The organism is Conexibacter arvalis (genome assembly GCF_014199525.1).
In the GTDB taxonomy this organism is placed as follows: Bacteria; Actinomycetota; Thermoleophilia; order Solirubrobacterales; family Solirubrobacteraceae; genus Conexibacter; species Conexibacter arvalis.
The window spans coordinates 1,043,384-1,070,372 of sequence record NZ_JACHNU010000001.1; the positions used below are offsets into that span (position 1 = coordinate 1,043,384).

24 protein-coding genes are annotated in these 26,989 nt (G+C 70.1%); 10 read left to right on the plus strand and 14 right to left on the minus strand.

Annotated elements, in window-relative coordinates:
• Positions 1-84 precede the first annotated feature (84 nt).
• The 10 genes from BDZ31_RS25820 to BDZ31_RS04980 all read left to right on the plus strand — a co-directional run bounded on the left by BDZ31_RS25820 (position 85) and on the right by BDZ31_RS04980 (position 12,160).
• A complete protein-coding gene (locus tag BDZ31_RS25820; protein ID WP_183339563.1) occupies positions 85-777 on the plus strand; it encodes a cupin domain-containing protein in 693 nt (230 codons plus the stop codon).
• 302 nt (positions 778-1,079) lie between these two features.
• On the plus strand, positions 1,080-2,597 hold the full coding sequence (locus BDZ31_RS04940; protein ID WP_183339565.1) for an ABC transporter substrate-binding protein: 1,518 nt from the start codon (positions 1,080-1,082) through the stop codon (positions 2,595-2,597).
• Positions 2,594-4,531, plus strand: coding sequence for a dipeptide ABC transporter ATP-binding protein (locus BDZ31_RS24750; RefSeq protein WP_183339567.1), 1,938 nt, complete (start codon positions 2,594-2,596; stop codon positions 4,529-4,531). The genes BDZ31_RS04940 and BDZ31_RS24750 overlap by 4 nt, the downstream gene beginning before the upstream one ends.
• Entirely contained in the window at positions 4,528-5,436 is a 909-nt protein-coding gene (locus BDZ31_RS04950) for an ABC transporter permease (RefSeq protein ID WP_183339569.1), read from the plus strand. The genes BDZ31_RS24750 and BDZ31_RS04950 overlap by 4 nt, the downstream gene beginning before the upstream one ends.
• Positions 5,417-6,430: an ABC transporter permease gene (locus BDZ31_RS04955; protein ID WP_183339570.1), complete on the plus strand. Its 1,014-nt coding sequence runs from the start codon at positions 5,417-5,419 to the stop codon at positions 6,428-6,430. The genes BDZ31_RS04950 and BDZ31_RS04955 overlap by 20 nt, the downstream gene beginning before the upstream one ends.
• Positions 6,431-6,455: 25 nt before the next feature.
• On the plus strand, positions 6,456-7,157 hold the full coding sequence (locus BDZ31_RS04960; RefSeq protein ID WP_183339572.1) for a cupin domain-containing protein: 702 nt from the start codon (positions 6,456-6,458) through the stop codon (positions 7,155-7,157).
• Between the two features lie 5 nt (positions 7,158-7,162).
• Entirely contained in the window at positions 7,163-7,882 is a 720-nt protein-coding gene (locus tag BDZ31_RS04965) for a FadR/GntR family transcriptional regulator (RefSeq protein ID WP_221242811.1), read from the plus strand.
• 146 nt (positions 7,883-8,028) lie between these two features.
• The gene (locus BDZ31_RS04970; protein ID WP_183339574.1) at positions 8,029-9,564 is read left to right on the plus strand and encodes a Re/Si-specific NAD(P)(+) transhydrogenase subunit alpha; all 1,536 of its coding nucleotides are present in this window, start codon (positions 8,029-8,031) and stop codon (positions 9,562-9,564) included.
• 3 nt (positions 9,565-9,567) lie between these two features.
• Positions 9,568-11,016: a Re/Si-specific NAD(P)(+) transhydrogenase subunit beta gene (gene pntB / locus BDZ31_RS04975; protein ID WP_183339576.1), complete on the plus strand. Its 1,449-nt coding sequence runs from the start codon at positions 9,568-9,570 to the stop codon at positions 11,014-11,016.
• Between the two features lie 76 nt (positions 11,017-11,092).
• A complete protein-coding gene (locus tag BDZ31_RS04980) occupies positions 11,093-12,160 on the plus strand; it encodes a protein kinase domain-containing protein (protein WP_183339578.1) in 1,068 nt (355 codons plus the stop codon).
• 20 nt (positions 12,161-12,180) lie between these two features.
• On the opposite strand, the gene BDZ31_RS04985 is transcribed toward BDZ31_RS04980, so the two are convergent.
• The 14 genes from BDZ31_RS04985 to BDZ31_RS05050 form a co-directional block, all read right to left on the minus strand.
• Positions 12,181-12,738, minus strand: coding sequence for a hypothetical protein (locus tag BDZ31_RS04985; protein WP_183339580.1), 558 nt, complete (start codon positions 12,736-12,738; stop codon positions 12,181-12,183).
• Positions 12,735-13,799 carry a hypothetical protein gene (locus BDZ31_RS04990; protein ID WP_183339582.1) on the minus strand — a complete coding sequence of 355 codons (1,065 nt, stop codon included), beginning with the start codon at positions 13,797-13,799 and terminating at the stop codon, positions 12,735-12,737. The genes BDZ31_RS04985 and BDZ31_RS04990 overlap by 4 nt, the downstream gene beginning before the upstream one ends.
• A gap of 213 nt (positions 13,800-14,012) precedes the next feature.
• Positions 14,013-14,468 carry a hypothetical protein gene (locus tag BDZ31_RS04995; protein ID WP_183339584.1) on the minus strand — a complete coding sequence of 152 codons (456 nt, stop codon included), beginning with the start codon at positions 14,466-14,468 and terminating at the stop codon, positions 14,013-14,015.
• Between the two features lie 568 nt (positions 14,469-15,036).
• A complete protein-coding gene (locus tag BDZ31_RS05000) occupies positions 15,037-16,983 on the minus strand; it encodes an ATP-dependent nuclease (protein ID WP_183339586.1) in 1,947 nt (648 codons plus the stop codon).
• A 141-nt stretch (positions 16,984-17,124) separates the two neighbouring features.
• The gene (locus BDZ31_RS05005; RefSeq protein ID WP_183339588.1) at positions 17,125-18,354 is read right to left on the minus strand and encodes a tyrosine-type recombinase/integrase; all 1,230 of its coding nucleotides are present in this window, start codon (positions 18,352-18,354) and stop codon (positions 17,125-17,127) included.
• Positions 18,355-18,513: 159 nt separating this feature from the next.
• Positions 18,514-18,762, minus strand: coding sequence for a helix-turn-helix domain-containing protein (locus BDZ31_RS05010; protein ID WP_183339590.1), 249 nt, complete (start codon positions 18,760-18,762; stop codon positions 18,514-18,516).
• Positions 18,759-19,661, minus strand: a complete 903-nt coding sequence (locus BDZ31_RS05015) for a replication-relaxation family protein (RefSeq protein ID WP_183339592.1) — start codon at positions 19,659-19,661, stop codon at positions 18,759-18,761. The genes BDZ31_RS05010 and BDZ31_RS05015 overlap by 4 nt, the downstream gene beginning before the upstream one ends.
• The gene (locus BDZ31_RS05020) at positions 19,658-22,228 is read right to left on the minus strand and encodes a type IV secretory system conjugative DNA transfer family protein (protein WP_183339594.1); all 2,571 of its coding nucleotides are present in this window, start codon (positions 22,226-22,228) and stop codon (positions 19,658-19,660) included. Before BDZ31_RS05020 ends, BDZ31_RS05015 begins: the two co-directional genes overlap by 4 nt.
• 839 nt (positions 22,229-23,067) lie before the next feature.
• Positions 23,068-23,592 (minus strand): hypothetical protein, encoded by a 525-nt coding sequence (locus tag BDZ31_RS05025; RefSeq protein ID WP_183339596.1) that lies wholly within the window; start codon positions 23,590-23,592, stop codon positions 23,068-23,070.
• Positions 23,593-23,764: 172 nt separating this feature from the next.
• Positions 23,765-24,544: a hypothetical protein gene (locus BDZ31_RS05030; protein WP_183339598.1), complete on the minus strand. Its 780-nt coding sequence runs from the start codon at positions 24,542-24,544 to the stop codon at positions 23,765-23,767.
• Positions 24,545-24,546: 2 nt separating this feature from the next.
• Positions 24,547-25,680 (minus strand): DNA-processing protein DprA, encoded by a 1,134-nt coding sequence (locus BDZ31_RS05035; protein WP_183339600.1) that lies wholly within the window; start codon positions 25,678-25,680, stop codon positions 24,547-24,549.
• Positions 25,622-25,882, minus strand: coding sequence for a hypothetical protein (locus BDZ31_RS05040; protein ID WP_183339602.1), 261 nt, complete (start codon positions 25,880-25,882; stop codon positions 25,622-25,624). The genes BDZ31_RS05035 and BDZ31_RS05040 overlap by 59 nt, the downstream gene beginning before the upstream one ends.
• Positions 25,882-26,136 (minus strand): helix-turn-helix domain-containing protein, encoded by a 255-nt coding sequence (locus BDZ31_RS05045; protein WP_183339604.1) that lies wholly within the window; start codon positions 26,134-26,136, stop codon positions 25,882-25,884. The genes BDZ31_RS05040 and BDZ31_RS05045 overlap by 1 nt, the downstream gene beginning before the upstream one ends.
• Positions 26,133-26,588, minus strand: a complete 456-nt coding sequence (locus BDZ31_RS05050; protein ID WP_183339606.1) for a hypothetical protein — start codon at positions 26,586-26,588, stop codon at positions 26,133-26,135. The genes BDZ31_RS05045 and BDZ31_RS05050 overlap by 4 nt, the downstream gene beginning before the upstream one ends.
• Between the last annotated feature and the right edge of the window lie 401 nt (positions 26,589-26,989).

The window sequence follows — 26,989 nt, forward strand, 5'->3', positions numbered from 1 at the left end:
ACCGTTCCACACGTTCAACCCGTCCGGAAGCGCGCACGGTCCGTCCCGGTCCGACCGCGCGCCGCCGGCGAGACAGGAGGCATCGTGCCGACGATCGTTGACCACCCCGTCCAACTGCTGCCCGAGCAGGTCGCGGCGCTCGCGTGGGAGCCGCTGAGCGCCGGCGTGCACGCCCGCGTGCTGGCCGCCAGCAGCGAGAGCGGCGCGCAGACGCGGATGCTCCGGCTTGCCGGCGGCGCGCGACTGGAGCCGCTCGACGCGCGCCTCTGGCAGGAGTTGTACGTGCTCGACGGCGAGGTCGCGATCGCCGGGCGCGTCCATCGCGCCGGCTCATACCTCTGTTGGCGGCCGGGCGACGCCGTGCCGATCGAGGCGCGGGCGGATGGCGCGACGGTCCTGCAGCTCGAGGACGCCGGCGCGCGCATCCGCAAGCCGGCGGTCGCGCTGACGGCGGAGGAGGTCGAGGCGATGCCGTGGCAGCCGATGGCCGGCCGCAGCGCCGGCTTCTACGAGAAGGTGCTGTCAGAGGGCCCGTGCGGCTCCAAGACCCACCTGGTGAAGATCGAGCCGCTCGGCGACGGTGCGCCCAATCACCGGCACGCCGAGCTGCACGACCACGGCGAGGAGATGCTCGCGCTCGAGGGCTGTTACTTCTCGGGCGAGGAGCGGGAGCGGCACGCGGCCGGCACCTACACGAACAACCCGCCCGGGACCCATCACGGGCCGTTCGAGTTCAGCGAGCCGTACTGCTGCCTCGAGGTGAAGAACTACGCCTGACGACCACGGCCGTCGACGATGCCGCGCCGACCAGCGTTACATTGCTCTTGCATCTGCATTTCAATACTGCTAAATATCTTCGGGCCGCGGGTCGCCAGCGCGGCCGAGAGAGATGTGGAGCGCGCCGAGCTCGGGCGCTCCCACAGGAAAGGCTGGTTGTGATGCAGTTGCGCACTCGATCCTACGGTCCCGGGTGGAGCCTGTCGGCGCGGCTGCGCGCCAAGTGTCGGGCGCCGCGCGCGAGCGTCGCGCTGGCCGGCCTCGCGCTCGCGGCGGCAGCCGTCTCCGGATGCGGGACCAGCGTGCCGGCGGGGGTGGGCGGCGGCGCCGACGGCCCGCGGACGCTCGACGTCGCGTACAACACCGGCCTCACCAACATCGACCCGGCGCTCGCGTGCTCCTCGCCGTACGACTACCACGTCGTCACCGCGGCGTACGACAACATCGTCGAGCTGTCGCCGAGACGCGAAGCCTCCGGCGCGCACGAGGTCGCTCCGGCGCTCGCCGAGCGATGGAAGGTCAGCAGGGACGGCAAGACCTACACCTTCTTCCTGCGCAGAGACGCGACCTTCGCGAGCGGCAACCCGGTCACCGCCGACGACGTCGTCTACAGCCTCCGCCGCCTGCTCGACAGAGACGGCTGCCAGGCATACGTGCTGACGATGGGCGAGTCGGGCCTCTTCCGCGCGATCGAGAAGGTCGACGACCACACGGTGCGCGTGCGCATCGCGCATCGCGACCCGCTCTTCCTGCTGCGGATGACCTCGCGCGGGAACGGCCCGATCGACCGCAGAGTGCTGGAGCGGCACGGGGGGCTCACGAGAGCGGGCGACCAATGGCTGGCGCGCAACACGGCCGGCGCGGGCGCCTACGAGCTCGAGTCCTACGACCCCGACAGCGAGGTGCGCCTGAGAGCGCGCGCGGACTACTGGCGCGAGCCGGTCGGCGCCGAGCACGTCGTGATGCGCATCGTCACCGACCCGACGACGCTGCAGACGCTGACGGCGTCGGGCGAGGCCGACCTCGCGTTCGGCGTCGCACTGAAGGACCTCAGGGCGCTGGAGCAGCAGGGTCGGCAGATATTCGCCGACCCGAGCAACCGCTACACGTACGTCGGGCTCAACAACGACAAGGCGCCGGTCGACGACCCGCGGGTGCGCGAGGCCCTGTGGCTGGCGATGCCGCACAGAGAGCTGCTGGAGCGGTTCGGCTACGGCTACGCGAGAGCGTTCGCCGGCATGATCCCGCCCGCGATGCCGTTCCACCCCGGCTTCGACGTCCCCGAGCGCGACGTCGAGCGGGCGAGACAGCTGATCGAGGAGGCCGGCGCGAGCGGCGAGCGGATCTCGCTCGCCGTCAAGAGCGGCGAGACCGAGCAGCTGCAGATGGCGACCGCGCTGCAGTCGGCGTGGAAGGAGATCGGCGTCGATCTCCGCATCGACACGCTCAGCGCGTCCGCCTTCTCGGACACCGTCTCCAACTTCAAGACGCAGGCGTACATCCTGCGCGACGGCTCCTCGGTCAACGACCCGGCCTTCTTCCTCGGCTTCTTCGCCGTCTGCGGGAACCCGTTCAACTGGTCGAGATACTGCGACAGAGAGGTCGACCGGCTGATCGACGCGGGCCGCACCGAGCCCGACCCGGCCAGACGCGAGCGGATCTACCGCCGGATCTCCGAGCGGATCGTCGCCGACAACCCGATCCTGCCGATCTTCGCGAGCGACACGATCGCGGTCGCCAGCCCGCGGCTCAGAGGCTACGAGTACTACGACGACCAGCAGCTCGTGCTGCGCAAGCTGACGGTCGACGAGGCGTCGTGAACCTGCACGGCAGCGAGCCGGCGCCCGCAAGCGCCGGTGCGGTCGGCGCGACCGGGCGGGAGACGCTCCTGCGGGTCCGGGGCCTGAACGTGACGTTCGGACCGGCCGCGGACCCGATTCGCTCCGTGCGGGGCGTCGACCTCGACGTGCGCTCCGGCGAGGTCGTCGCGCTCGTCGGCGAGTCGGGGTCGGGCAAGACGGTCAGCGCGCTCGCGCTGCTCGGCCTGCTCCCAGCTGGGGCGCGCGTGACGATGGACGAGGCCGTCCTGGCCGGCGAGGACCGGGCCGCGATGAGCGACGAGGAGCTGCGCCTGCTGCGCGGCGCGCGCGTCGGGACCGTCTTCCAGGACCCGCTCTCCAGCCTCAACCCGGTGCAGCGGATCGGCGACCAGATCGTCGAGGCGATCCGGCTGCACAGACGTGTCGGCGTGCGCGAAGCGCGCCGGCTCGCGGTCGCGAGACTGGCCCAGGTCGGCATCCCCGACCCCGAGCGCCGCTGCCGCGACTACCCGCACCAGTTCAGCGGCGGCATGCGTCAGCGCGCGATGATCGCGATGGCGCTCGCCTCCTCGCCGCCGCTGCTGATCGCCGACGAGCCGACGACGGCGCTCGACGTCACCGTCCAGGCGCAGATCCTCGACCTGCTCCAGGAGCTGCGGCGCGAGCTGTCGATGGGCGTGCTGCTGATCACCCACGACCTCGGCGTCGTCGGTCGCGTCGCGGACCGCGTCGTCGTGATGAGCCGCGGCGAGGTCGTCGAGCGGGGCGAGACGGAGCAGATCCTCAGCCGGCCGAGCGACCCGTACACGGTCAGGCTGCTGGACTCGCTGCCGCGGCTCGACGTCGCGAAGAGCGCCCCGCCGGCGGCCGGCGACGCGGCCGAGGAGATCGCGCTGGAGACCTCCGGGCTCGAGGTCGTCTTCAGCAGACGCCGCGGGCCGCTCGGCGGCAGAGCGCTCGGCGTGCGGGCCGTCGACGACGTCTCGCTGACGGTCGGCGCCGGCCGCACGCTCGGGCTGGTCGGAGAGTCCGGCTGCGGCAAGACGACGCTCGGTCGCGCGATCGTGCAGCTGGTCGAAGCGACCGCCGGTCACGTCACGATCGGCGGGACGCGGCTGGGCGGCGAGAGCGCCCGGCGTCTGCGCGACCTGCGCCGCCACTTCCAGCTCGTCTTCCAGGATCCGCGGGCGAGCCTCGACCCGCGCCAGCGGATCGGCCGGATCCTCGAGGAGCCGCTCGCCCTGCACGGCCTCTGCGGCGACGGCGAGCAGCGCCGTCGGCGCGTCGCGGAGCTGCTGGAGCTGGTCGGCCTCGGTCCCGAGTTCGCGACGCGCCTGCCGCACGAGCTGAGCGGCGGCCAGCGCCAGCGCATCGGCATCGCCCGCGCGCTCGCGCTCGAGCCGTCGCTGATCGTGCTCGACGAGTCGGTCAGCGCGCTCGACGTCGCGATCCAGGCGCAGATCCTCGCGCTGCTCGAACGGCTGCAGCGCGAGCTCGGCATCGCCTACGTCTTCATCTCCCACGACCTCGCCGTCGTGCGGCAGATCGCCGACACGGTCGCCGTGATGTACCTCGGCCGCGTCGTCGAGAGCGGCCCGTCGGAGGCGATCTACCGTGGGCCGCGGCACCCGTACACCGCCGCGCTGCTGTCGGCGGTTCCCGTCGCCGACGTCAGACGCGAGCGGGCGCGCGAGCGGATCGCGTTGCACGGCGACCCGCCCAGCCCCGCCGACCCGCCGTCCGGCTGCGCCTTCCACACACGCTGCTGGCTGCGGCGCAGACTCGACGACCCGGCGGTCTGCACGACGACGCGGCCCGCGCTGGGCGGCCGCGCCGACAGCAGCCAGCATCGCGCCGCCTGTCACTTCGCCGACCGCCAGGCCGCGCTGCTGCCGGCATCGCTGCTCGGCGCGACGCAGGGTGCCTCGGCATGAGCGCGACGGTGCCAGAAGCCGCGCGTCCGGCGCCCGGCCCGCGCGGCGGCGGACGGTCGCCGGCGCCTGTCCGCCGCGCGTGGGCGGCGGTCGGCGAGGCGGGGCTGCGCGTCGTCGCGATCGGCCTGGTCGCGTTCCTCGCGCTCGCCCTCGTCGGGCCGCCGCTGTGGGGGAAGGACCCGCTTGCGGTCGCCCTTCCCGACGCCCTCCAGCCGCCCTCGGCGGCGCATCCGTTCGGCACCGACGAGCTCGGCCGCGACGTCCTCGCACGCTTCCTCGTCGGGGCGCGGATCTCGCTTGCCGTCGGCGTCTGCGCTGTCTTCGCCTCGTCGGTCGTCGGCACGCTGATCGGCGCCTTCACGGGCCTGGTCGGCGGCGTGGTCGACGCCGTGATCGGCCGCGCGCTCGACGGCGTGCTCGCCTTCCCGGCGCTGATCATGGGCATGGCGCTCGCGGTCGCGATGGGGCCCGGGCCGCTCTCGGTCGGGCTCGCGATCGCCGTCACCGGGGTGCCGTGGTACGCGCGGACCGTCCGCAGCGAGGTCCTCTCGCTGCGCTCGCGCGAGTTCATCGACGCCCAGCGGGTGCTCGGCGCGCCGACCGGCCACATCCTCACCCGGCACGTGCTGCCGTCCGTGCTCGGCGGCGTCGCGGTCCAGGCCTCGCTCGGCATCGCCTACGCGGTGCTCGCGATCGCCGGCCTCGGCTTCCTCGGCCTCGGCATCCAGCCGCCGACGCCCGAGTGGGGCGGGATGATCACCGCCGGCCGCACCTACCTGATCTCGGGCCAGTGGTGGATGTCGATCTTCCCCGGCCTCGGCATCCTCGCCCTCGTGACCCTCAGCATGGCTCTCGGCGAGGGCCTGCGCGACCACCTGGACCCTCATGGCAAGCTTCGTCGCTAGACGCGTCCTCGCGACGCTCGCGGTCCTCTTCTTCGCCTCGCTGATCGCGTTCGTGCTGCTGCGCGCCTCGCCCGGCGACCCGGCGCGCAAGCTGCTCGGGCCGCAGGCGAGCGAGCAGGCGGTCGCGGCGCTGCGCGCCGACATGGGCGTCGACCGCCCGTTGCTGGAGCAGTACGGCACCTACGTCGCCGACCTCGCGACCGGCGATCTCGGCTACTCGTGGCGCACGCGCACGACGGTTACCGACGAGCTGGCCGCGCGCCTCCCGGCGACGTTGGAGCTGGCGGCGTCCGCGATGGTCTTCGCGCTGCTGCTGGCGATCCCGATCGGCGTGCTGTCGGCCGGCCGGCGACGATGGGTCGACCGCGTCTCCCGCTCGGCGGCGATCGTCGGGCTCGGCATGCCGCAGTTCTGGCTCGGCCTCGTGCTGATCCTCGTCTTCTTCACCTGGCTGGGCATCGCGCCGGCGCCGTTCGGGCGGATCGACGACACCGTCGCGCTGCCGGCGAGAACGACCGGCCTGCTGCTCGTCGACTCGCTGCTCGCCGGCGATCTCGCCGCCTTCCGCAACGCGCTCGCCCACCTCCTGCTGCCGGCGCTGACGCTGGCGATCCCGCTGGCGGCCTACCTGTCGCGGATCGTGCGGCGGAGCACGATCGACGTCTATCGCAACGACTACGTCCGGACCGCCCGCGCGAAGGGCGCCAGCGAGGCGCGCGTGCTGTTCCGGCACGCGCTGCCCAACGCGCTGCTGCCGATCCTGACGCTGAGCGGCATGTGGTTCGGCGAGCTGATGGCCGGTGCCCTGCTCGTCGAGGCGGTCTTCAACTGGCCGGGGATCGGCGGTTGGGTCGCGCAGTCGATCCAGGCGCAGGACTACGCGCCGGTCCAGGGGGCGATCCTGCTCGGCGCGCTCGTCTACAGCGTCGTGAATCTCGTCACGGACCTGCTCTACGGGGTCGTCGATCCGCGGATCCGCCTCGCCACCTCCTGACACACCACCAACGAAGGAACCAGCTGTGCCCAAAGAACTGACCCGCTTGTACCCGGAGGACATCGCACGCCTCGATCCGACCCCGATGCCCGGGTGGGACGGCGTCGAGCAGCGACTGCTCGCCCGCGATCCCGACAACGGCTCCGTGACGGCCCGCGTCGACGTGCGCGCGGGCGCCGCCGTCGAGACGGCCTCGTCGGAGGGCTGGCGCGAGACGTTCGTGCTCGCCGGCGCGCTGCTGCTCGACGGGCGCAGCTTCGCCGCGGGGGCGTACCTCTGTCGGCCGCCGGGCGAGGGCGAGCAGGCGGTCGCCGCCGAGGAGGGCGCCGTCGTCCTGCAGCTGCGCGAGGTCAACGGCGCGCTCGACAAGCCCGCGGTCGCGCTGACGGCCGAGGAGGTCGACGCGCTGCCGTGGACGCAGAAGCCCGACGGGACGCCGGGCCAGGCGTTCGAGAAGATCCTGACGCGCGGCCCGTCGGGCTCCTTCGCGCGGGTCCTGAGATTGGACGGCGTCACCCCGGGGGTCGCGCTCCACACCTATGACGAGGACTGCCTCGTGCTCGCCGGCGCCTGCCGCGTCGGCGACGAGACGCACGTCGCGGGCACCTACACCTTCAATCCCGCGGGGACGCCGCACGGCCCGTTCGCGTTCATCGAGCCGCTGCGCTGCGTCGAGTTCGCCAACCATCCGCCCGAGGCCACGACGGCCGCCGACTCCGAGACCTGAGCGCGATGGGTGCGAGCAGCCCGCCGCGCGTGACCGGGCGGCTGCGGCGGACGTCGCTCGTCGACCAGGCGATCGCCGCGCTGCAGGCCGAGATCGACTCGGGAGCCTGGGCGGTCGGGGAGAAGATCCCGACCGAGCCGCAGCTCGTCGAGCGGTTCGGGATCGGACGCAACGCGCTGCGCGAAGCGATCCGGGCGCTGGTCCACTCGGGGCTGCTGGAGACTCGCCAGGGCGACGGCACCTACCTGCGAGCGACGAGCGAGTTCGCGGGCGCGCTGCGGCGCCGGACGAGCTGCTCCGAGCTGCTCGAGCTGGTCGAGGTCCGGCGCGCGATCGAGGTCGAGGCCGCCCGGCTGGCCGCGAAGCGCCGCAGCGACCGACAGGCGGCGGAGCTCGAGCGGCTGCTGGCGGAGAGCGCCGCGGCGTGGAGAGCAGGCGACGTCGGACGGCTCGTGGGCGCGGACGTCGCCTTGCACACCGAGATCGTCAGGGCCAGCGGCAACGCGATGCTGCTCGAGCTGTACGAGAGCTTCGGCGGCGCGATCGCGGAGGCGATCCGCACCGAGCTCCTCGACACCGCCACGTACTCGCGGCCGACGCACAGCGCGCTTGTCGCGGCGATCGTCGCCGGCGACCCGCAGGCCGCGGCGGCGGCGACCGCCGCGGCGCTCGACGAGGTGCGGATCGGGCGGGAGCGACGGTCGATCGGACAGCCGAGTCGCTGAAGCCGCCGCCCGTCCCGGGACGGCTGGCTGGAGGGCCCGGCGCCCCAACGGGGGCCCTGCGACCCAGAGAAGTGCTACGCAATGGGCTGCGTAAAGAGACCTGCAGGAGAAATGGATGGTGTTGTCATGAGGAGTCTGAGATCTCGATGGTGATCGGAGTGCCCCGCGAGACCAGTGCCGGAGAGACGCGCGTCGCCGCGACCCCGGCGACGGTCAGACAGCTTGTGGGACTTGGCTATGACGTGGTGGTCGAGGGAGGAGCCGGCGCGCTCGCGAGCTTCGACGACGACGCGTACGCGGCGGCGGGAGCGACCGTCGGGTCGGCCGAGCAGGCGTGGCGGGCCGACGTCGTCTTCCGCGTCAACGGCCCCACCGTCGAGGAGATCGGGAAGCTGAAGGACGGCGCGACGATCGTCGCGCTGCTGCAGCCGGCGATCAGACCGGAGCTGGTCGAGGCGCTCGCGCGGCGGCCGATCACCGCGCTGGCGATGGACGCCGTCCCGCGCATCAGCCGCGCGCAGTCGCTCGACGTGCTCTCCAGCATGGCCAACATCGCCGGCTACCGCGCGGTGATCGAGGCCGCCCACGCCTTCGGCCGCTTCTTCACCGGGCAGGTGACGGCGGCGGGCAAGGTCCCGCCGGCGAAGGTGCTGGTCGCCGGCGCCGGCGTCGCCGGCCTCGCCGCGATCGGCGCCGCCAGCAGCCTCGGCGCGATCGTGCGCGCGACCGATCCCCGTCCCGAGGTCGCCGACCAGGTCAGATCGCTCGGCGGCGAGTTCCTCTCGGTGATGGAGCTGGAGGTCTCCGCCGACGGCTACGCGAGAGCGACGAGCGAGGATTACGACCGTCTCGCCGGCGAGATGTACACCGAGCAGGCGAAGGACGTCGACATCATCGTGACGACGGCCCTGATCCCGGGCCGTCCGGCGCCGAAGCTGATGACGGCCGACCAGGTCGCGCTGATGAGACCGGGCTCGGTGATCGTCGACATGGCCGCCGCGATGGGCGGCAACGTCGAGGGCTCGGTGCCCGGCAAGGCGGTCGTGACCGACAACGGCGTCACGATCATCGGCTACACCGACCTCGCCGGCCGCCTGCCCGCGCAGGCATCGCAGCTCTACGGCACGAACCTCGTGAATCTGATGAAGCTGCTGACGCCGGAGCGAGACGGGCAGCTCGTGCTCGACTTCGACGACGTCGTGCAGCGCTCGATGACGGTCGTGCGCGACGGCGAGAGAACGTGGCCTCCGCCCCCGGTGCAGGTCTCGGCCGCGCCGGCGGCGAGAGCCGAGCCCGCGAGAGCGGACGAGGCCGCGCCGGCGCGGGAGCCGCGCCCGGGCTGGGTCAGATACGCCGCGATCGCCGTGGGCCTGCTCGCGTTCGGGCTCGTCACCGCGCTCGCGCCCGACCCACTGCCGCAGCACTTCACGGTGCTGATGCTGGCGATCGTCGTCGGCTACTACGTGATCGGCAAGGTCCACCACGCGCTGCACACGCCGCTGATGTCGGTCACGAACGCGATCTCGGGCATCATCGTCGTCGGCGCGATCCTCCAGCTCGGCGAGCAGGGCGACACCGTCATCCGAGTGCTCGCGACGGTCGCGATCCTGTTCGCGTCGATCAACGTCTTCGGCGGCTTCGCCGTGACCCGGCGCATGCTCGGCATGTTCAACAGAGGCTGATCCATGACCGCAACCCTCATCTTCGGTTCCATCGACACGCAGTCGATCGCGACGGCCTCGTACATCGTCGCCGCGCTGCTGTTCATCCTCTCGCTCGCCGGCCTGTCGAGGCACGAGTCGGCCCGCCAGGGCGTCGCGTTCGGGATCGCCGGCATGGCGATCGCGCTCGCCGCGACGATCGCCCTCGCGACCGAGGACGCCGCGACGGTCGCGGTCGTGCTGCTCGTCGTCGCGGTCGCGATCGGCGCCGCCATCGGCCTCTGGCGCGCCCGCGTCGTCGAGATGACGGGCATGCCCGAGCTGATCGCGCTGCTGCACAGCTTCGTCGGCCTCGCGGCCGTGCTCGTCGGCTGGAACGGCTACTTCGCCGTCGAGAACGGCGACCACCACGACCTCGTCGGATCGCTGCTCGACATCCACCACGCCGAGGTCTTCATCGGCGTCTTCATCGGCGCGGTCACGTTCACCGGCTCGATCGTCGCCTACCTGAAGCTGTCGGCGAGGATCAAGTCGGCGCCGCTGATGCTCCCGGCCAAGAACTGGCTCAACCTCGGCGCGCTCGTCGCGTTCGTCGTGCTGACGGTGATCTTCGTGATCTCGCCCAGCCTGCCGCTGCTGATCGCGGTGACCGTGCTCGCGCTCGCGCTCGGCTGGCACCTCGTCGCCTCGATCGGCGGCGGCGACATGCCGGTCGTCGTCTCGATGCTCAACTCCTACTCGGGCTGGGCCGCGGCGGCGTCGGGCTTCCTGCTCGGCAACGACCTCCTGATCGTGACAGGCGCGCTCGTCGGCTCCTCCGGCGCCTACCTCTCCTACATCATGTGCCAGGCGATGAACCGCTCGTTCATCTCCGTGATTGCGGGCGGTTTCGGCATCGAGGCCGCGGCCGCGGCCGACACCGACCACGGCGAGCACCGGGAGATCGACGCGGCCGCCGCCGCCGAGCTGCTGACCGAAGCGAGCTCGGTCATCATCACGCCCGGCTACGGGATGGCGGTCGCGCAGGCGCAGTACCCGGTCGCCGAGCTGACCCGCCAGCTGCGCGACCGCGGGATCGAGGTCCGCTTCGGCGTCCACCCGGTCGCCGGCCGCCTGCCCGGCCACATGAACGTGCTGCTCGCCGAGGCGAAGGTCCCGTACGACATCGTGCTGGAGATGGACGAGATCAACGACGACTTCGCCGACACCGACGTCGTCCTCGTGATCGGCGCCAACGACACCGTCAACCCCGCCGCGACCGAGGACCCGGGCAGCCCGATCGCCGGCATGCCGGTGCTGAGGGTGTGGGAGGCGAGCAACGTGATCGTCTTCAAGCGCTCGATGGCCTCCGGCTACGCCGGCGTCCAGAACCCGCTGTTCTTCCGCGACAACACGCAGATGCTGTTCGGCGACGCCAAGGCCAAGGTCGACGAGATCGTCGGCGCCCTCGTCGCCGAGCGCGTCCCCGCCTGATCCCCGCCGCGACAGACCACTCGTGACGTAGGAGGAGCCCGGCGCCGCGCGCCGGGCTCCTCCTTAGTGTGACACCGTGACGCTGCTGCAGAGCCAATACGCCGGCCGGTACACGTTGGAGGAGCTGTTAGGGGAAGGGGCTCACGCCGTGGTGTATCGAGCGTGGGACGCCGTCAGTGCGACGGAAGTCGCGCTGAAGCTCTACAACGAGGATGCCCTCGATCATCAGACGGCCGAGGCGGCGACGAATGCAAAGGTGGCCGATTGCGCCGCGGTGATGCCTTTGTTCGAAGTGTTCACGGATGTGCTCCCCCGTGAGGCGACTTCGATGCCTCTCGCAAAGCCGTCTGTGAGACGGTTCGAGTCGCTGTCGTGTGCCGAGGTCCGCCTTGCTGGTTTGCGCCTGTTCACGGCGCTCGCGTTCTGCCACGGTCGCGGCGTCGTGCATGGAGACATCAAGCCGGCCAATCTCTTTCGAGATCGACACGGCCATCTTCAACTTGGAGATTTCGGCGTGGCTGATTTTCTCCCTGGCGCACGACGTGGGCACACGCTGGAATACGCTGCGCCGGAGTTGCTCGCTGGTGAGCCGCGCAGCCCCCAGACAGACGTTTGGGCTGCCAGCGTGACGCTCTTCGAGCTGATGTGCGGCGAGCTGCCGTTCGGATCGACGCTCGACTCATCCGAGGCGGAGGTCGCTGAGAGGATCAGCAGCGGGCAGGCGCAGAAAGTGGCAGATCTTCGGCCATTCCTTCCGCGTCGGCTGCAGAGCTACTTCAGATCGGCATTCAAGGTGGATCCGGCGCAACGAGAGAGCACGAGCGCGATCGTTGCTCACAATGCGATTTCGGAGGTCGCCGCGCTTGCAGACTGGGTCAGGATCGGCGGGAGCGGCGCGATCGAGCGGTGGGAAGGCGTTGAACGCGATCGCGACGGGAATCCCACGGGAGTTCAGTTAGCGGCCGAGCTTGTGTTTCGTCCAAACCTGCGCCGATATGAGGCACACATCTATCGCCAACGACCAGGTGGTCAACTCCGCAGAATTCCTGGAGCAAGAGGTTTCCAGGTGCCTAGCGAGGCGACAGTTCGGCAGCTCATGTACGCGCGAATGCGCGCTTTGACCGAAGGACGATCGTTGCGTTGACGGAGAGCACGTCCGGTCCGTCACGTCGGGCGAAGCCCAGACACCAGCTCCTGCACCAGCGCCCACGTCGCATCTGCGACGAGCTGCGGATCGCCGACGTTCTGCTCGGTGCGTCCGGCCATCGTCGGGATGGGCGCTGCGGGATCGGCGGCGAGGTGCCGGAGCCAGCGGAGGGCGTCGCTGGTGACGGCGGCGCTGGTGCGGGCGGCGCGCTTTGAGTGCGGTGGGATGCGAGCGCCGCGTCGGCCGCCGCCTCTGTGCAGGGCGGCGGGCACGAGCAGCTCGACCGGGATCCCGTCAGGTGAGAGCCATGCGCCGGGCTGATGCTCGGTGACGTCCTGGAGGAAGCCGGCCGCGTGCATCGCGTCATCGAGCTTCGGCGCGTCGTGGAGGTCAGCGGGGATGACGGCGAGGTCGCTGTCCCTGGTCTGTGTTGCGATCGGGACGTCGGCCTCGCCGGTGTAGAGGTAGACGGCCTGGGCGCCGACGAGCACGAGCGCGTCGTGCTGGGCCTCCAGTGCCTGGAGTGCGTCGAGCAGCGTCCGTCGGGCGGCGATCGTCGTCGGGGTGTAGGTCATCTCGCGCGCCAGTCGCGTTTGTTGGTGCGCATCCAGTCGAGCAGCGCGCGGCCTTCCTCGGGGTTGCGGCCGGGCCCGTTGAGCAGGTCGACGACGGTCTGTGACGGGGCGGTGTAGGCGACGTCGTCGCGACGCTGGGCGCGGACGAGTGGGAGGTCGTCGCGCGGTTCGATCAGGAGGACGTTCGCGCGCGTCTGCGCGGGTGTCAGTCTGAGCGCGCGCTGGAGTCTGTCGGCGTCGGGGGCGTAGACGAGCGCGGTCGTCGGCTCGGCGTAGGGGAGCTGCCAGCGGGCGGCGAGCGAGCCGCCGACGGCGTAGGGCTGGCGGACCTTGGCCAGCGTGCGCTCCACCGCCTCGAGGCCGCGAGGTGCGAGCAGCCGGATCACGCGACGGCCGCGGGTGAGGTCGTAGTCAGCGGCCCAGCGCTCCAGCAGCTCGTCCCACGTGGCGGATTGGATCGTGCCGCGTCTGTCGCGCTCGATCAGCCCCTCCCGGTCGAGCAGGTCGACCGCGCGCGCGGTCGAGCCCAGCGACGTGCCCGCGGCGGCCGCCAGATCGCGCATCTTCCACGGTGCCGGCAGGTCGACCAGCGCGCGCACGACCCGCGCCGCCGGCAGTCCCTGCAGGCTGCCGATCGGACTCTCCGGTGTCCGCCACGGATCGCGGTCGGCACCCACAGCGCGAAGTGCGACAGCCGGCTCGTCGACGCTGACGTTCACGTTGCCGGTCGCGTCCACATAGGACAGGCCCTCAGCGCGCAGCGCCTCCCGCGCACGTGGCGACAGGTACCGGGCCGCAACCAAGCCGGTGGACGCTTCGATCTCGCGCAGTTGCCGAGCGACCGACGGGACGTCGCGCGCCTCTATGCGCTGCTTGGCCTCGACCGCAAGATCGGCCGAGCGCCCGTCGGGGGCGGTCAGGCGCAGCGTGGCGTCCACGTCGCGTCGGCGAGCCGCTCTGACCGCGACCTTCCACGAGGCGGGCAGCAGCGCGCGGACCGCGTCTGCTGCGACGGTCTGGAGCTGGCGGTCGGTGGGGGCGGCGAGAGCGGTTGCTTCCATATCGCTAGACGTTCCGTTGTGCACGGAACAGGCGGTTCCGTGGAACAAGTGTAGCGCGCGGGCAGTTCCGTTCCGCAAATCTGCTTGTTCCAGTGAATGCGGAACAGCGATAATGTCGGAACAACCATGCCTGGGAGAGCGAGCGGCGGGCGCGCGTCTCGCGGACGGCGAGGCCGAGCACGCGGTGCTCGGCGCTCTGGACCGGGTGCGGGCTCATGGTCGCTCGTCCTCGGGCTCGAAGGCGGCGGCCTCGGCGCGCTCGCGACGGTAGCGGAGCATCGCCTCCTCGACGTCGGTGCCGACCAGTTCGACCAGCACGTCGCCGCAGACGGCGACCGTCAGCATCGCCTCCCACAGCGCCTGGCGCTCCTCGGCAGCCGTCTTGAGCTGGCCTTCGATCTCCTCGCCGGCGCGTTCGTGCAGGCGGGCAAGCACGCGCATGAGCGGCGCCGGCTCCATCGTGATCGGGAACTCCTCGGCCGGGTCGTCCTCGCGCCAGCCGAGGTCGTCGAGCAGGCGCATGCAGCCCTCGTAGCGGCGGCGCAGCGACAGCGCGGTGCCCGACTGGTCCTCGTGGACGGCGAGGTAGATGTCGCCGATGCCCGACAGCTCGGTGAGGAGCTGCTCGCGCAGGACGGCGCGCGTCGCGGGCTTGATCGTCAGCGCCACGCGACCACCGCCCTCCGGCCGCCATGGACGAGGACGTCAAGAATCTCCGCGCGCCAGGCGGCGCGTCGGGAACAATGGAAGTGCATCGAAGTCACCCTTCGGTGCCGGGCCCGGGGGTGTGCAACCACCCGCCGGGCCGCTTTACGGGATGGACAGCGGCGGCGACGCTAGGTGGAAGGGGCGCCGATGGCAAGGTCCCGTGCCAGCGGGCGCACCTCCGCGCGGTGCCGAATGCCAGCCGCGCGACGCGCGATCACACCTCAGCGCACCGGGCGGATCTCAGACGATCTGAGGCCACGAGCAAGCGGAACTTGCGCTCCGTCTTGCGCTCTGTAGCACCTCGGACCCTCTCCGAAAGCCGAAAAACACTGCCAGCACTGGGATCGCGGAAATGGCGACTCCCAGACTCGAATCCGGAAGAGGGGGTGGTGCTCAGGCGTTTCCGCTGCAAATGGGTGGTATGGGGTGGTGCTGGATGCGCTGAGATCAGCGGGGTGTGGCACCTGCGGTGGCACCTTGGGCCGGCTCGGCCCGGATCGGGAGAGGAGCCCTTAGACGCTGCTCGTCCTTATCTCGCTTGCGCCGGTCTGCGAGCAGGGCGTCTGCCCGTCGTGTGCGGTTTCGCGTCATCGAGACACGCGTTCAACGCGGCGAACAGGCGCTCGGCTCGGTCGAGCAGGGCTCTCGGGAATGCTCCGTTGTTCCCGTTGAGTTGCAGAGCAGGCTTAAGGTGGTCGAAACCGTCGAAGTTCCAGCTCTTGAGGGTCGCCTCGACCCGCTTGGCCAACCGGGGGTTCCCGTTGCCATCGACCGCCTCGGGCGTGAGTGCGGCTGCCTGAGTGTTGGGATAGGCAGCCTTCACGAGATCGACATAGACGTCCGTTGGGAAGAGGTCCTCTATGTCTGCTTCCGCCTGTCCGCTATCAAGGGCGGAGGCGACGGAAACAATCTGATCTCTTGAAAGCTGCCCCGTCTCGACGAGACGAGCAACCTGCTCCTCATGCTTCGTTGAGCCGTCCAGCAAGACAGCCGTATGCAGCTGATTCGCGCCGTAGAGCCGAACGAATGTCTCGACCTTGCTGACGCCGCCAACAGGCACTATGACCCATCGAGGATCCAGGGACGTTCGTCCGGATTCCCGCAAGACTCGACTCCAAGCTTGCAGATAGAGCATGTCCGACGGACCTTCGACGAGCAGGGCGTTCGGAGCAACGAAGAGCGTCTGACCGATGCTGTAACCCAATGCCGCCTGGAGCGGAAACAGCGTATCGCGATCAATGCGGACGACCTGGTTGCTTATCACCGTGCCGGCAGTCGTGTCGTCCGTAACGATGCGCACCCGCTCCAGATGGTTCGCGTCAACCATGAAGGGCGAATGCGTCGTATACAGGACTTGCGCGACGGGCGCCAAGCGTTCTTCCACCACGCGGAGAAAGTCTGCTTGGGCCAATGCATGCAGGGCACTTCCAGGCTCGTCGAGAAGGAGGACAAGTGGCTTATCGCCCACCATGTCGCGGATCCTTGTGAAGTACACAAGGAACGAGAAAAACCACCGGAATCCGTGAGACCCTTGGTCGATTGGGACCGTGACCCCTCGGCGACCCTTCGCACGGACGTGGAGATTGATGCCTGCGGCAAGTTCGCCGCTTTCGGTCGCGTCGGCGGCAGATTTGTCGAATTCGATGCTGCTGTCGCGGTTCTGCTGCCAGAACTCGAAAAGCTCATTGGTGATCCGGAGGCCTGCAGCTTCCAGGCGGCTCTTCTGGCGCTCATAGCCAGCGTCGTCAGTAAACGACTCGGGAGGAGTGTTTGCGATATCGAGGAGTGCAAGGAAGGTCTGATCCTCGCGTTGCAAATCACCACCCTCACGACGCTCGATCAGGGCCGGCACGGAGACCCGTCCAGGCATCAGGCTGTACTCGCCAAAGTAGAGATATTTTGGCTCGTACGATGAGAAGAACGCGACCATCGAGCGTCGAAGATCGTCTTTCACGCTCCAGCCGAGCTGGGCGTTGTCGAGTCTCTCCTCAAGAGGGGTCGTAGCTACCGCAGCGCGGAGCCCCTCCAGCGTGGTGACAGCTCTAAGCTCATCCGGCGAGCCGATCCGTTCGACCAAGTGCTTTACCGCGGCGGCCTCGTCAGAATTGAATACCCAGACGTGGCTGTTGTCGTAGGCGATGCGCGTTCTCAAGTCCGACGTCAGCGCTCCCGCGCCGAAGCGGCCGGCGAAGAAACCCAGCTCCTGGTCGGTGAGGACATACGTGGCTTCGACGACAACCGGAGGCCTGCCTGCGTCGAGCTCGGCCTCACCCTCTCCGAGCACCCACCGTGGATAGTCTCGAACGAGATCCAGGCTTCGTCTGCCGTCAGCAGGATTCAGTTGTTCAAGGGCCGTAAGGAAGCTCGTCTTGCCCGATTCGTTCTTGCCGACGAGACACGTGATGGCGTCGGTTTCTACGCGGCCGCCGTCCACGATCGAGCGAAAGTTGGTCACGTGGACGTCGGTCAGGCGCATGCTGGCACTCCTCGTTCGCTCGCCGCGTACTGCGGCCTGAAAATCGGGATGACGACAGACCGCAAGCTTGTCACGCCGGGCTGACGGGTATCGGCAGTTCCGGTGCGAGGCCACGTGGCTCATGCCGAGCGCGGGTCTGCGTCACTCCACCAACCGCAGCGGCACCTCTGCACCCGCACTCCGTGCCTCCCGCCCGAACGCCGCCGCCACCATCTCCTCCTCGTGCGGGCTCGGGGCGTAGTCCGCGTACCGCTGCGTCGTCGCAATATCGCGGTGCCCCATCCATTCCTGCAACGTCCGCATGGGGACGCCGGTGGCGGCCATGTGGGTGCCGAAGGTGTGGCGGAGGTCGTGGAAGCGGTGTCTGGTGTCGAGGCCGGCGGCTTTGAGGGTTTGCTGCATGCGGCGGTAGACGCTGCATTTGGCGAGGACGCCGCCGGTGGCGGGGTGGGCGAAGACGAGGTCGTCGGGGTCGCGGCGGTGGGTGCGGCCGTAGACGGTTCTCAGCTCGTCGGCGAGTCTGCTGATCATCGGGACCGAGCGGCTGGAGCGGCGGGACTTGGGTGTGCCGAATTCGCCGCGTGAGTAGTTGCGGCGGACGCGGATGCGGTTGGCGTTCCAGTCGACGTCGCGCCAGCGGAGGGCGATCAGCTCGCCTTGGCGCAGGCCGGTCATGACGGCGGTCATGTAGAGCGCGTGGTCCAGGTCCTGGCAGTCGCCGGGTTGGGTGTGGGCGAGGAGGCGGTCGACCTCGGGGAGGGTGAGGTAGCGGATCTCGGCGGGCTCGGGGATGGCGGGCAGTTCGATGCCGTGGCAGGGGTTGGATCTGACCCAGCGGCGCTGGGGTGTCATCGCGAAGTTGAAGAGCGCGGAGATGGTGCTGATGACGCCGCGGATGGTGCGTGGGGCGAGGTCCTTGGCTTCGAGGACGCTCATGAGGTCGAGGATGTCTTCGGGGCGGTATTGGTGGACGGGGCGGTCGCCGAAGAAGGGGACGATGTGGTTGCGGAGGTTGCAGTCGATGTTCTCGCGGGAGGCGCGTTTGCGGCCTCGGCGTTCTGAGTTCTTGATGTAGCGGGCGCCCAGTTCGGTGATCGTGAGCGGCTCGCCCATGACGGGCAGGTCGTCTTCGGTTTCGAAGATGAGGCGGCGCAGCTCGACTTCGGCTTGGGCTTCGGTGAGGCCGGTGCGCTCGCCGCGTTGGCGTTTGGGGCCGAGGTGGCGCTTGACGCGGCGGCCGGCGGTGTACCAGGAGCCGTACCAGGCTTCGGTGCCGTCGGCGAGTCTGCGGACGAGGAGGCTGCCGGTGCCGGCGATGCGTCTGACGGAGCGGACGGTGCGCTCGGGGTTGGTCAGGCTGGTGCGCGGCATCCGTTCCTCTCCGGGCTCGTGACGGCAGGGGCGAGCGTCCTCGCGCGCGGGTGCGCGAGGACGCATGGCGGGCTGGGCCGGAGCGGCGCTGCTCCGGGGCTGGGACCGCGCGCCGCAGAAGCGGTGGCGGGGCGTGTCAAAGCTGCTTCGCGCACGATGCTAGGTGGAGCGCTTGCGGGTGCCAAGGGATGTGCCAGGACCCTGACGTCGGGTCGTGCACCAGGCGGCGAGCTGGCGGCGCTCGAAGCGGCCGTAGCGGCCGAGACGGATGTGCGGGATGCGGCCTGAGCGTGCCTGGCTCAGCACCCAGGAGGGTGGGACGCTGAGCAGCCGGGCGGCCTCCTCGGCGTCGATCAGCTCGCCGTCCAGCTCCTCCCCGCCGTGGGGCTCTCGGGTCGGGGCGGTCATCGGTCGAGCCAGCCGACCGCTCTGGCGGGGTCGTGGGTGGTCTTGAGGATCGGCGCGAACGGGCCGCGGTCGATCAGGTCGGCGAGCAGGCAGGCGGCGATCTTCACGGCGGGCGTCGCGGTGAGCTGAGGGTTGGTGCGGCAGAGCGCGATCGCGTTGCTGCGGCGGCGCTCGAGCGCGGGTCGGTCGCGGCCGGTGAGGACGAGCAGGACGCCGGGGAAGATCGCGTAGCTGTGGGTCCACAGCGGTCTTGGCCGGTCGGTCGGGCCGGTGGGCGGGAGGGTGTGGTGGTAGAGGGTGGCGTAGCGGGCGAGCTTTGCGGCGAGGTCGTCGACGGGCATCGTCGCGCGGTCGAGTTCGATGAAGCGGTAGTGGAAGGTGGTGGTGCCGTCGGGCTGGTTGCGCTGGTAGGTGAGCAGCGCGTCGGCGATCAACTGCTCGGGCGTGCGGCGGCCCGGGGCGGGTCCGATCGGGTGGGCGATCTCGTGGCGCCAGGCGAGCGGTCCGCATTCGTCGCCGCGGGCGCGGGCGGCGCGCACGAGCGCGAGCCCGACCTCGTTGACGGCGAGGGTGTGGTGGCGCAGCGGCCCGGTCGCCTGCGCGTGGGTGATCTGCTTGCGGCGCCGCTCGGGCCGCGAGGGGATCAGCTCGATCGCCTCGGTGCCCTGCTCGGTCAGGAACCACAGCCCGAGCCCGCCGGGCAGTCGGGCGGCGTCGACCAGCTCGGCGGCGTGGAGTCTGCGCAGGACGTGCCGCGTCCAGTGGGTGGTCTTGTCCGGGGTGTGGAGTTCGTGGATCTGGAGGGTGGTGAGGAGCCGGTGCTGCGCGAGGCTCTCCATGATCGGGACCGCGACCGGCGGCAGCGGCCCGGTCGCGGTGTCGGTGACGGTGACGATCACTGCGGCGCCTCCGCTTGGATCGTCACCTGCTCCTCCGCCGGCGCGTCCGCTCGCTCGCCGGCCGGCGCGAAGTGCGCCGCGATCTCATCGTCCAGCGTGGCGAGACGGTCGAGCGTCTCGGCGATCGGGATGCCGTGCGCGGCGGTGAACGGAAGCGGACCGGCGGGGTAGGTCGTCGGTTCGGGGTAGAGGTCGCTGACGGGGACGCCGTGGAGGAGGAACGGCGGGGTTGGGTGGCCGTCGAGGGTGACGGAGGCGAGGAAGGTGAAGCGGTCGAGGTTGACGATCGTCTGCGGCTCGATTCTGCCGGCCCATTCGCGTGCGATCTGGTTGGCCGCGGAGGCGTCCAGCGCGGTGGTGAGCAGGTGGGAGCGGTTGGTCGTGATCGCGTCACGGGTCGCTCTGGTGAGCCGCTCGGGGTTCTGGTTGAAGAGGAACCCGCGGATCCCGTACTTCGCGGTCTGCTCCAGCAGCGCCGCGAGGTTGCCCGAGGTCGCGCCGTCGTAGATCTGGATCTCGTCCAGGAAGACGTGGAACGGCTTGTGGGCGGACGGGTGGAGGGCGGCGCGCTGCTTGGCGGTGTGGAGCAGGTCGTAGACGAGGAAGTTCGCCAGCAGCCGGTCGCGGCTCGATCCCGAGCCGGGGCAGGCAAGCACGATCGCGCCCGCGTCCATCGCGGCGCCGACGTCGTAGGCGGACTGCGGGTTGCCGAGGACGGCGGCTGCGGCCGGGGCGGTGCGCAGGCGGTCGATCAGGTTGGTGACCGGCGTGATCGCCTCGGGGCTCAGGCGCGCGAAGCGCTGCTCGAAGAACTGCCGGACCGGTGGTGAGACGTGCGGCAGGACGGTGGCGCGCCAGTCGTCGTCGCCGAGCAGGGTCGGGATCTGGAAGACGGTCGGTGCCTTGGCGGCGGGGAGCCTGTCGGCGAGGTCGGCGAGCGCGTGGGCGGCTTGGGCGGTGAGGTTGATCGCGCGGGCGTTGACCTCGTCCCACCGCATCGTGGACGAGAACGCGTCGACGATCGCGTCGACCCGCTGCTGGGTCGTTCGGTGTCCGGTCCTGGCGAGCGGGTTCCAGCCGATCTGCGGTCCGGCGTGGTGGTCGGTGAGGTCCAGCTCGATGACCCGATCCAGCTGGTCGCCGAGGTGGCGTTTGATCTTCTCCAGCGCGTCGGCGTGGGGGTCGAGGAAGAAGCAGCCGTGGCCGTTGCGCGCGAGGTGCAGGAACTGGCCGATCCCGGTCTCGGTCTTGCCGAACCGCGAGCGGCCCGCGACGTAGGTGAAGAACGACCCCCGGAGCGGCACCCCCACCAGCCGCTCACCCGCCCGCGCCGAGACGACGCGGCCGAGCGGCAGCAGGTCCGGCTGATGGTCGAAGGTCGGCAGCCCGCGCGGCGCCGCCGGAACCCGCCCGCCGGAGCGGACGACGTTCTCGGACTCGCAGCTCTTGGTCGGCGGCTTGAGCAGCGCCGCGACCTCCTCGGCGTTGACCAGCCGCTTGCGGGCAGGGGCGAACAGCCCGCCGGCGACACGCGCGTCGAACCGTCCGCGGCGCCACGGCGCGTCGGCGCCGGCGAACCCGAACGGGACGCGCTGCCCGACGACGCGGAAGTGGTTCTCGCCGTCGAAGGCGCGGAACGCGGCGACGAGCGCCCCGACCTGCTCGACCGCCCGCCCCGCGAGCGGGCTCGACGCCCGCACCAGCACCTGCACGCCGAAGAGCGGCAGCGGATCGCCGAGCTTCCCTGCCAGCGACTTGTGCTCGGCGCGCCGCGCGACCAGCTCTGCTCGTGTCGGCGGGGTGCGGTGAGCGGGCTCGCCGCGCATGATCTCGCCGAGCGTCTTCTGCTCGCGGCGCTCCTCACGCCGCGCCTTGCGCAGCAGCTTGCCCTGCAGCCGGCGCCGCTCCGACGGCTTCAGCGGCAGCAGGTCGACGCAGACCTCGGCCGACTCGTCCTTGGGGATCAGCGGTTCGAGCGCCTGCGCGAACCCGGTCAGCGGGTCCGGATCGACGCCGGTCTCCAGCAGCGGGTGACGGCTGTCGCGGGCGAGGATCAGCTCGGCGCGGGCGACGTGGGGCTCGGCGTCGACTTGGGTGCTGTTCGGCGCGACCGTGGCGTGCTGGGCGGGCGGCGTGGGGGCCTGGGTCGGGTTCGGTTCGGGTGGGCGTGCCGGGGCGGGCGCGGGCAGCTCGCGCAGCTCGACGCCGCCGTAGCTGCCGACGCCGACCTCCAGCGCGCGGCGGGCGTGCCGGGGCAGCTCGACGCTGTAGCGCAGCCGCCCGTCGGGATCGTTGTCGAGCCGCACGCGGACGGCGTGCGCGCGCTTTGCCAGCAGCCCGCCCGTCGCGCGCCGCGCGGCGGTCAGGGTGGAAGCGAACGCGAGCACCGGTCTGATCTCCGGCGCGAACGAGTCCGCCGGCACCAGCTCCAGCCGCACCCGGTCAGCCAGCGCACGGCGCTCCAGCACACAACGGACGAGGAGCACCGCGACGAGGCCCGCGACCAGCACACCGGCGAGCACGGGCACGAGCGGAGAGCGAGCAAGCTCGACCGCTGCGTCCAGCACCTCCCCAGCCATAGCATTGACCACGATCAGCCCGACCACGGCCGCCATCGCGACCATGACCATCATGTCCTTCGGTTCAGTCGGTCTCAAAGACCCACCTCCGCTTCGCGGATATATGCCAGCGACCTTCGGCCGCCGCGATCGCCGGCACCGCCGACGATCAGCACCCCTCGCGCCGACACAGCGCGGGAGCGGTGATGAACCCGCGCACGGACGCGCGGGTGAAACTTGAGAGCGAAGCGCAGGCGAAACCGCGAACGGACCCCGCCCGCCCCGCTGAAGGCAATCAACGACATGGAATGAAACAACCTCCGATTAGGAACACGATCCGGCGCGAGCGCCGGTACTGCGTCACCGCGTCGAGCGGTGCTGTGCGGGGCCAACAGGACCCGCGAACCTGGCGGCGGCCACGGGCCGCCCCAAAGCGTCATCTTCTGCACGTCGGGTACCTCGGTGAATTAGCGGCCTGAACGCGTTCGGCGTGGCCTGGTACGTAAGTTGTAGGTGGACCCGACGACCATGTCTAGGCCCCCGAAATCGAGCGGTCCTTTAGGTTTCGTCGTCTAGGGTGCGCTCAGGCACGAACGGGCACATTTCGGCGCATTTGGGCACGCTCAGATACGAAGAAATTTAGGTTCGCGCGCTGGTGCTGGCGCGTGGGCGCTCTAGTCAGGCGGACTATTTTCAGGCTGCTGCCAAGCGACCTAACAGTCGTAGAGAGTCCTCGGTCTCCGAAGCCGGTCTGGCTGGAGAATCGGTGCGATCCCACGGAGGCATCGCTGTCGTCGATCGCGTTGCCGCGGCTCCCGATCGAAGGCCTCTGCGCGGCTGCGCCCTAGTTACGGAGGTGGCGGGGCCTCTGTCTGCCAGGTCGCCATCAGGTTGTCGTGCATGTCTCTGATTCTCGAAGTCAGATGTTCTCGCGTGACTCTGCGGCGTTTGCGCGAGTGGTACCCAAATTTCGAGATCTCATCGAACATCACATAGCAGTCCATGGCGGACGCGCCCGCCTCCTTGACATGAAGACGATCTCGTTCGTCCAGCGCCTGGGCACTGAGGCGTGCCGCGATCGCGATCGTCATCTCGACTCGTCGCATCGTTACTCGGATCAGTCGCCATTCCTGATGTCTCAGAAGACCTGCCAAGAGGACGTCGTGTCTGCGCCATCGGTCAAGCTCGGTGAGGCGCATTGTGCTAAATGGAAGCCAGCTTCCGGCGTCGAGCGCCATGTTTGAGGCCGTGGAGAACAGGAAGAGATCGTCACCGATGAGACGGGCCGCTGTGCGCGCATCGCGAGACACACGGCGGCGCTCCAGTAGGGCAGCCCAGCCCACGCTGATGGACGCGCCCAAGAGCACACCCACGAGTGGCAGGATTGCCCCTAAAGTCGGGCTTAACCCGTTCAACCTCTAGTTCCTTTAGTTCCCGGTCGTTGTTCTGACGGCGGAGAGCGTAACGCACAGAAAGCCGGTTGGGGGCCGGTCTTGCCGTAGCCCTCGTGGCATGAGAGACCAGACCTGGGATGGAGCTGGTCTTTCATGCCTCTTCCACGCTTCGCAGACGCAGCTGATGCACCCGGCACGTCCCCCAGTCAAAGGCTCTGGGCAGCGCTCTGAAGCGGTCGCCGCAGGTGACACCGCCGACTTCCCAGTCGGGGTTGACGTGGCGCCCTATGACGATCAGCGCGACAGTCGCCGCGCCGGCTTGGCGAAGGGCGTGAGCTGCTGACTGGGCGTGGCCGCCGCGGGTCCAGGTGTCGTCGATCAGCAGGACGTGACGGCCGTCGAGGCGTTCGGTCGTCTTGTAGCGATCGGGGGCGAAGCTGCGATCGTTGGGATCGGCGTCTCCGGTCGCGAGCAGGGCGCGCTCGTAGCGCTTCTTCAGCGGTCCGCATCTCTTGACGATCCAGCGGAGATTGCCGCGATCTTCGTCCTTCTTCGGTGAGCTGGAGGGGACTGTCGTGACGAGGTCGAACTCGGGTGCGCCGGCTGCGTCGGCGACGCATTGCTCGTGCTGGAGCGCGAAGCGCCAGAGCATCGCGCAGAGGCGGATTCGCATTCGGTGGCGGTCGCTCGGCGGACCGTCCTTGTAACGGCGCAGCGCAAGGTGCATCTGCCCGAGGTGCTCGCTGTAGGTGATCGGAACGACGGCCGCCAGCTCGGACGGCTGGCTGTTGCAGGGGTAGCAGTAGGTGTAGGCCGGTTCGATCCACGTTCCGCAGGTCGCGCAGACGCCGTCGCCGGCGGGCAGTACGTTGCGCATCGCGCTCTCGTACGTCTCGCTCGCCTCGTTGACGGTGAGCTGCGGTTTGGCCACGGCTACGCGATCAGGGTCAACTGCTCGGCGTAGAGCCGATCCAGGTGGCCGATGATCTCGGCGCCGCTGTCAACGACGTAGGAGCCCGCCCGCTGTGCCTGGGTCTGCGCCCATCTGTGTTCAAGCAGCGCTCTGAGCAGGAAGACCGGACGGCCATGCTCGCGTGCGAGTCGCGCTTGCATGCGGGCACCGCTGGTGTGCGATGCCTCGACCACGACCGTCGCGCGCGAGAAGCCGGACATGACCGCGTTGCGCTGCGGGAAGGTCCAGCGACGCCCTTCCTGGCCGGGCCAGAACTGGGAGATCACGGCATGCTCGCGGCCGATCTGCTCCTGAAGTCGTGCGTTCGCTCTCGGGAAGCTGTGGCGCAGGCCGGTGCCGATGACGGCGACCGTTCGGCCGCCGGCCTCAAGGGCGGCGGTGTGGGCGGCGGTGTCGATGCCTGCGGCGAGGCCGCTCACGACGACGTACTCGGCAGCGACCAGCTCGCGGGCGATCTCTCGTGCCTTCTCCAGGCCTTCGGGCGAGGCGGAGCGTGTGCCGACCAGCGCGACCGAGCGCTCGTCGTGCTCCTGCAGGCGCCCGCGGACGAACAGCGCCGGCGGGCGGTCGTAGACCGTCCGGAGGTTGGCGGGGTAGTCGTCGTCCAGGACGGTCACGACGCCGAAGCCCTCCCGCTCCCACGCGTGGACGTGCTCCTCGAGCTGGTCGAGCGTCACAGGTCTGCGATCGATGTCGAAGAGGCGGTCGGCGCTGCTGGCGTCGAACTGCTCCAGCAGTCGCAGCGCGCTGCCCTCTTCCTCAATCGCGCCGGCCAGCCGTCTGGGCGGCATCGCTCTCCGCGCCATCAGGGCGAGAACCGCCGCCGTCTCGCGGCTGCTCATGAGAGATCGATCGTCGAACATGTGTTCGTAGGGTACCTCGGCGATACGCAAGACACTACCCGAGGGATGGGTGAAATCTTCGCCTGCCGACCGGACGCGACGGACAAGGCTGAAGGCGGCATCGCGTGTTCCGGAAATCGCCCTGTTCCGCTCTGCACGGAACAGGCCGATTCCTGGAACAAGCACGCGCCGGTCACGCGTGTGGCTGCGCGCCGCGCGCCAGCCGCCCCACGACCCGCGCCATGCGCTCACCGCGGTCGGCGACCGCCTCGACGCGCTGCTCCAGGCGCGTGAGGCGGTCGGTGTGGTCGAGGTGGACGAGGCGGTGGTGGACGGCGCCGCGGATGAACTCGGCGTGGGCGATGCCGAGGCGGTGGCTGTGGTGCTCGATCGCGGCCCACATCTCGGCGTCGAAGCGGGCGGTGGTGGTGTGGAGGGTGCCGGGCGCGGTCATCAGCCGGTCTCCTGGCGGCGTTGCTCGTAGAGGGCGAACAGCTCGGAGAGCGGGAGGGTGAGGCCGTCGGAGAGCTGGAGGAGGATCCTGAACGTGGGGTTGATCTCGCCGCGTTCGATCGCGCCGATGTAGTTGCGGTGCAGTCCGCTGGTGAACCCGAGGCGCTCCTGGGAGAGCAGGCGGCGGGCGCGCGTCTCGCGGACGGCGCGGCCGAGCACGCGATGCTCGGCGCTCTGGACCGGGCGCGGGCTCATGGGCGCTCGTCCTCGGGCTCGCAGGAGGCGGCCTCGGCGCGCTCGCGACGGTAGCGGAGCATCGCCTCCTCGACGTCGGTGCCGACCAGTTCGACCAGCACGTCGCCGCAGACCGCGACCGTCAGCATCGCCTCCCACAGCGCCTGGCGCTCCTCGGCGGCCGTGTCGAGCTGGCCCTCGATCTCCTCACCGGCGCGTTCGTGCAGGCGCGCGAGCACGCGCATCAGCGGCGCCGGCTCCATCGTGATCGCGAACTCCTCGGCCGGATCGTCCTCGCGCCAGCCGAGGTCGTCGAGCAGGCGCATGCAGCCCTCGTAGCGGCGGCGCAGCGACAGCGCGGCGCCCCACTGGGCCTCGCCGACGGCGAGGTAGATGTCGCCGATGCCCGACAGCTCGGTGAGGAGCTGCTCGCGCAGGACGGCGCGCGCCGCGGGCTTGATCGTCAGCGCCACGCGACCACCGCCCTCCGGCCGCCATGGACGAGGACGTCAAGAATCTCCGCGCGCCAGGCGGCGCGTCGGGAACAATGGAAGTGCATCGAAGTCACCCTTCGGTGCCGGGCCCGGGGGTGTGCAACCACCCGCCGGGCCGCTTTACGGGATGGACAGCGGCGGCGACGCTAGGTGGAAGGGGCGCCGATGGCAAGGTCCCGTGCCAGCGGGCGCACCTCCGCGCGGTGCCGAATGCCAGCCGCGCGACGCGCGATCACACCCCAGCGGATCCAGCGGATCTCAGACGATCTGAGACGACGAACAACCGGAATCTGTCTTCCGGTTTGTCGTCTGTAGCACCCCGGCTGGCACCTCGGACCCTCTCCGAAAGCCGAAAAACACTGCTAGCACTGGGATCGCGG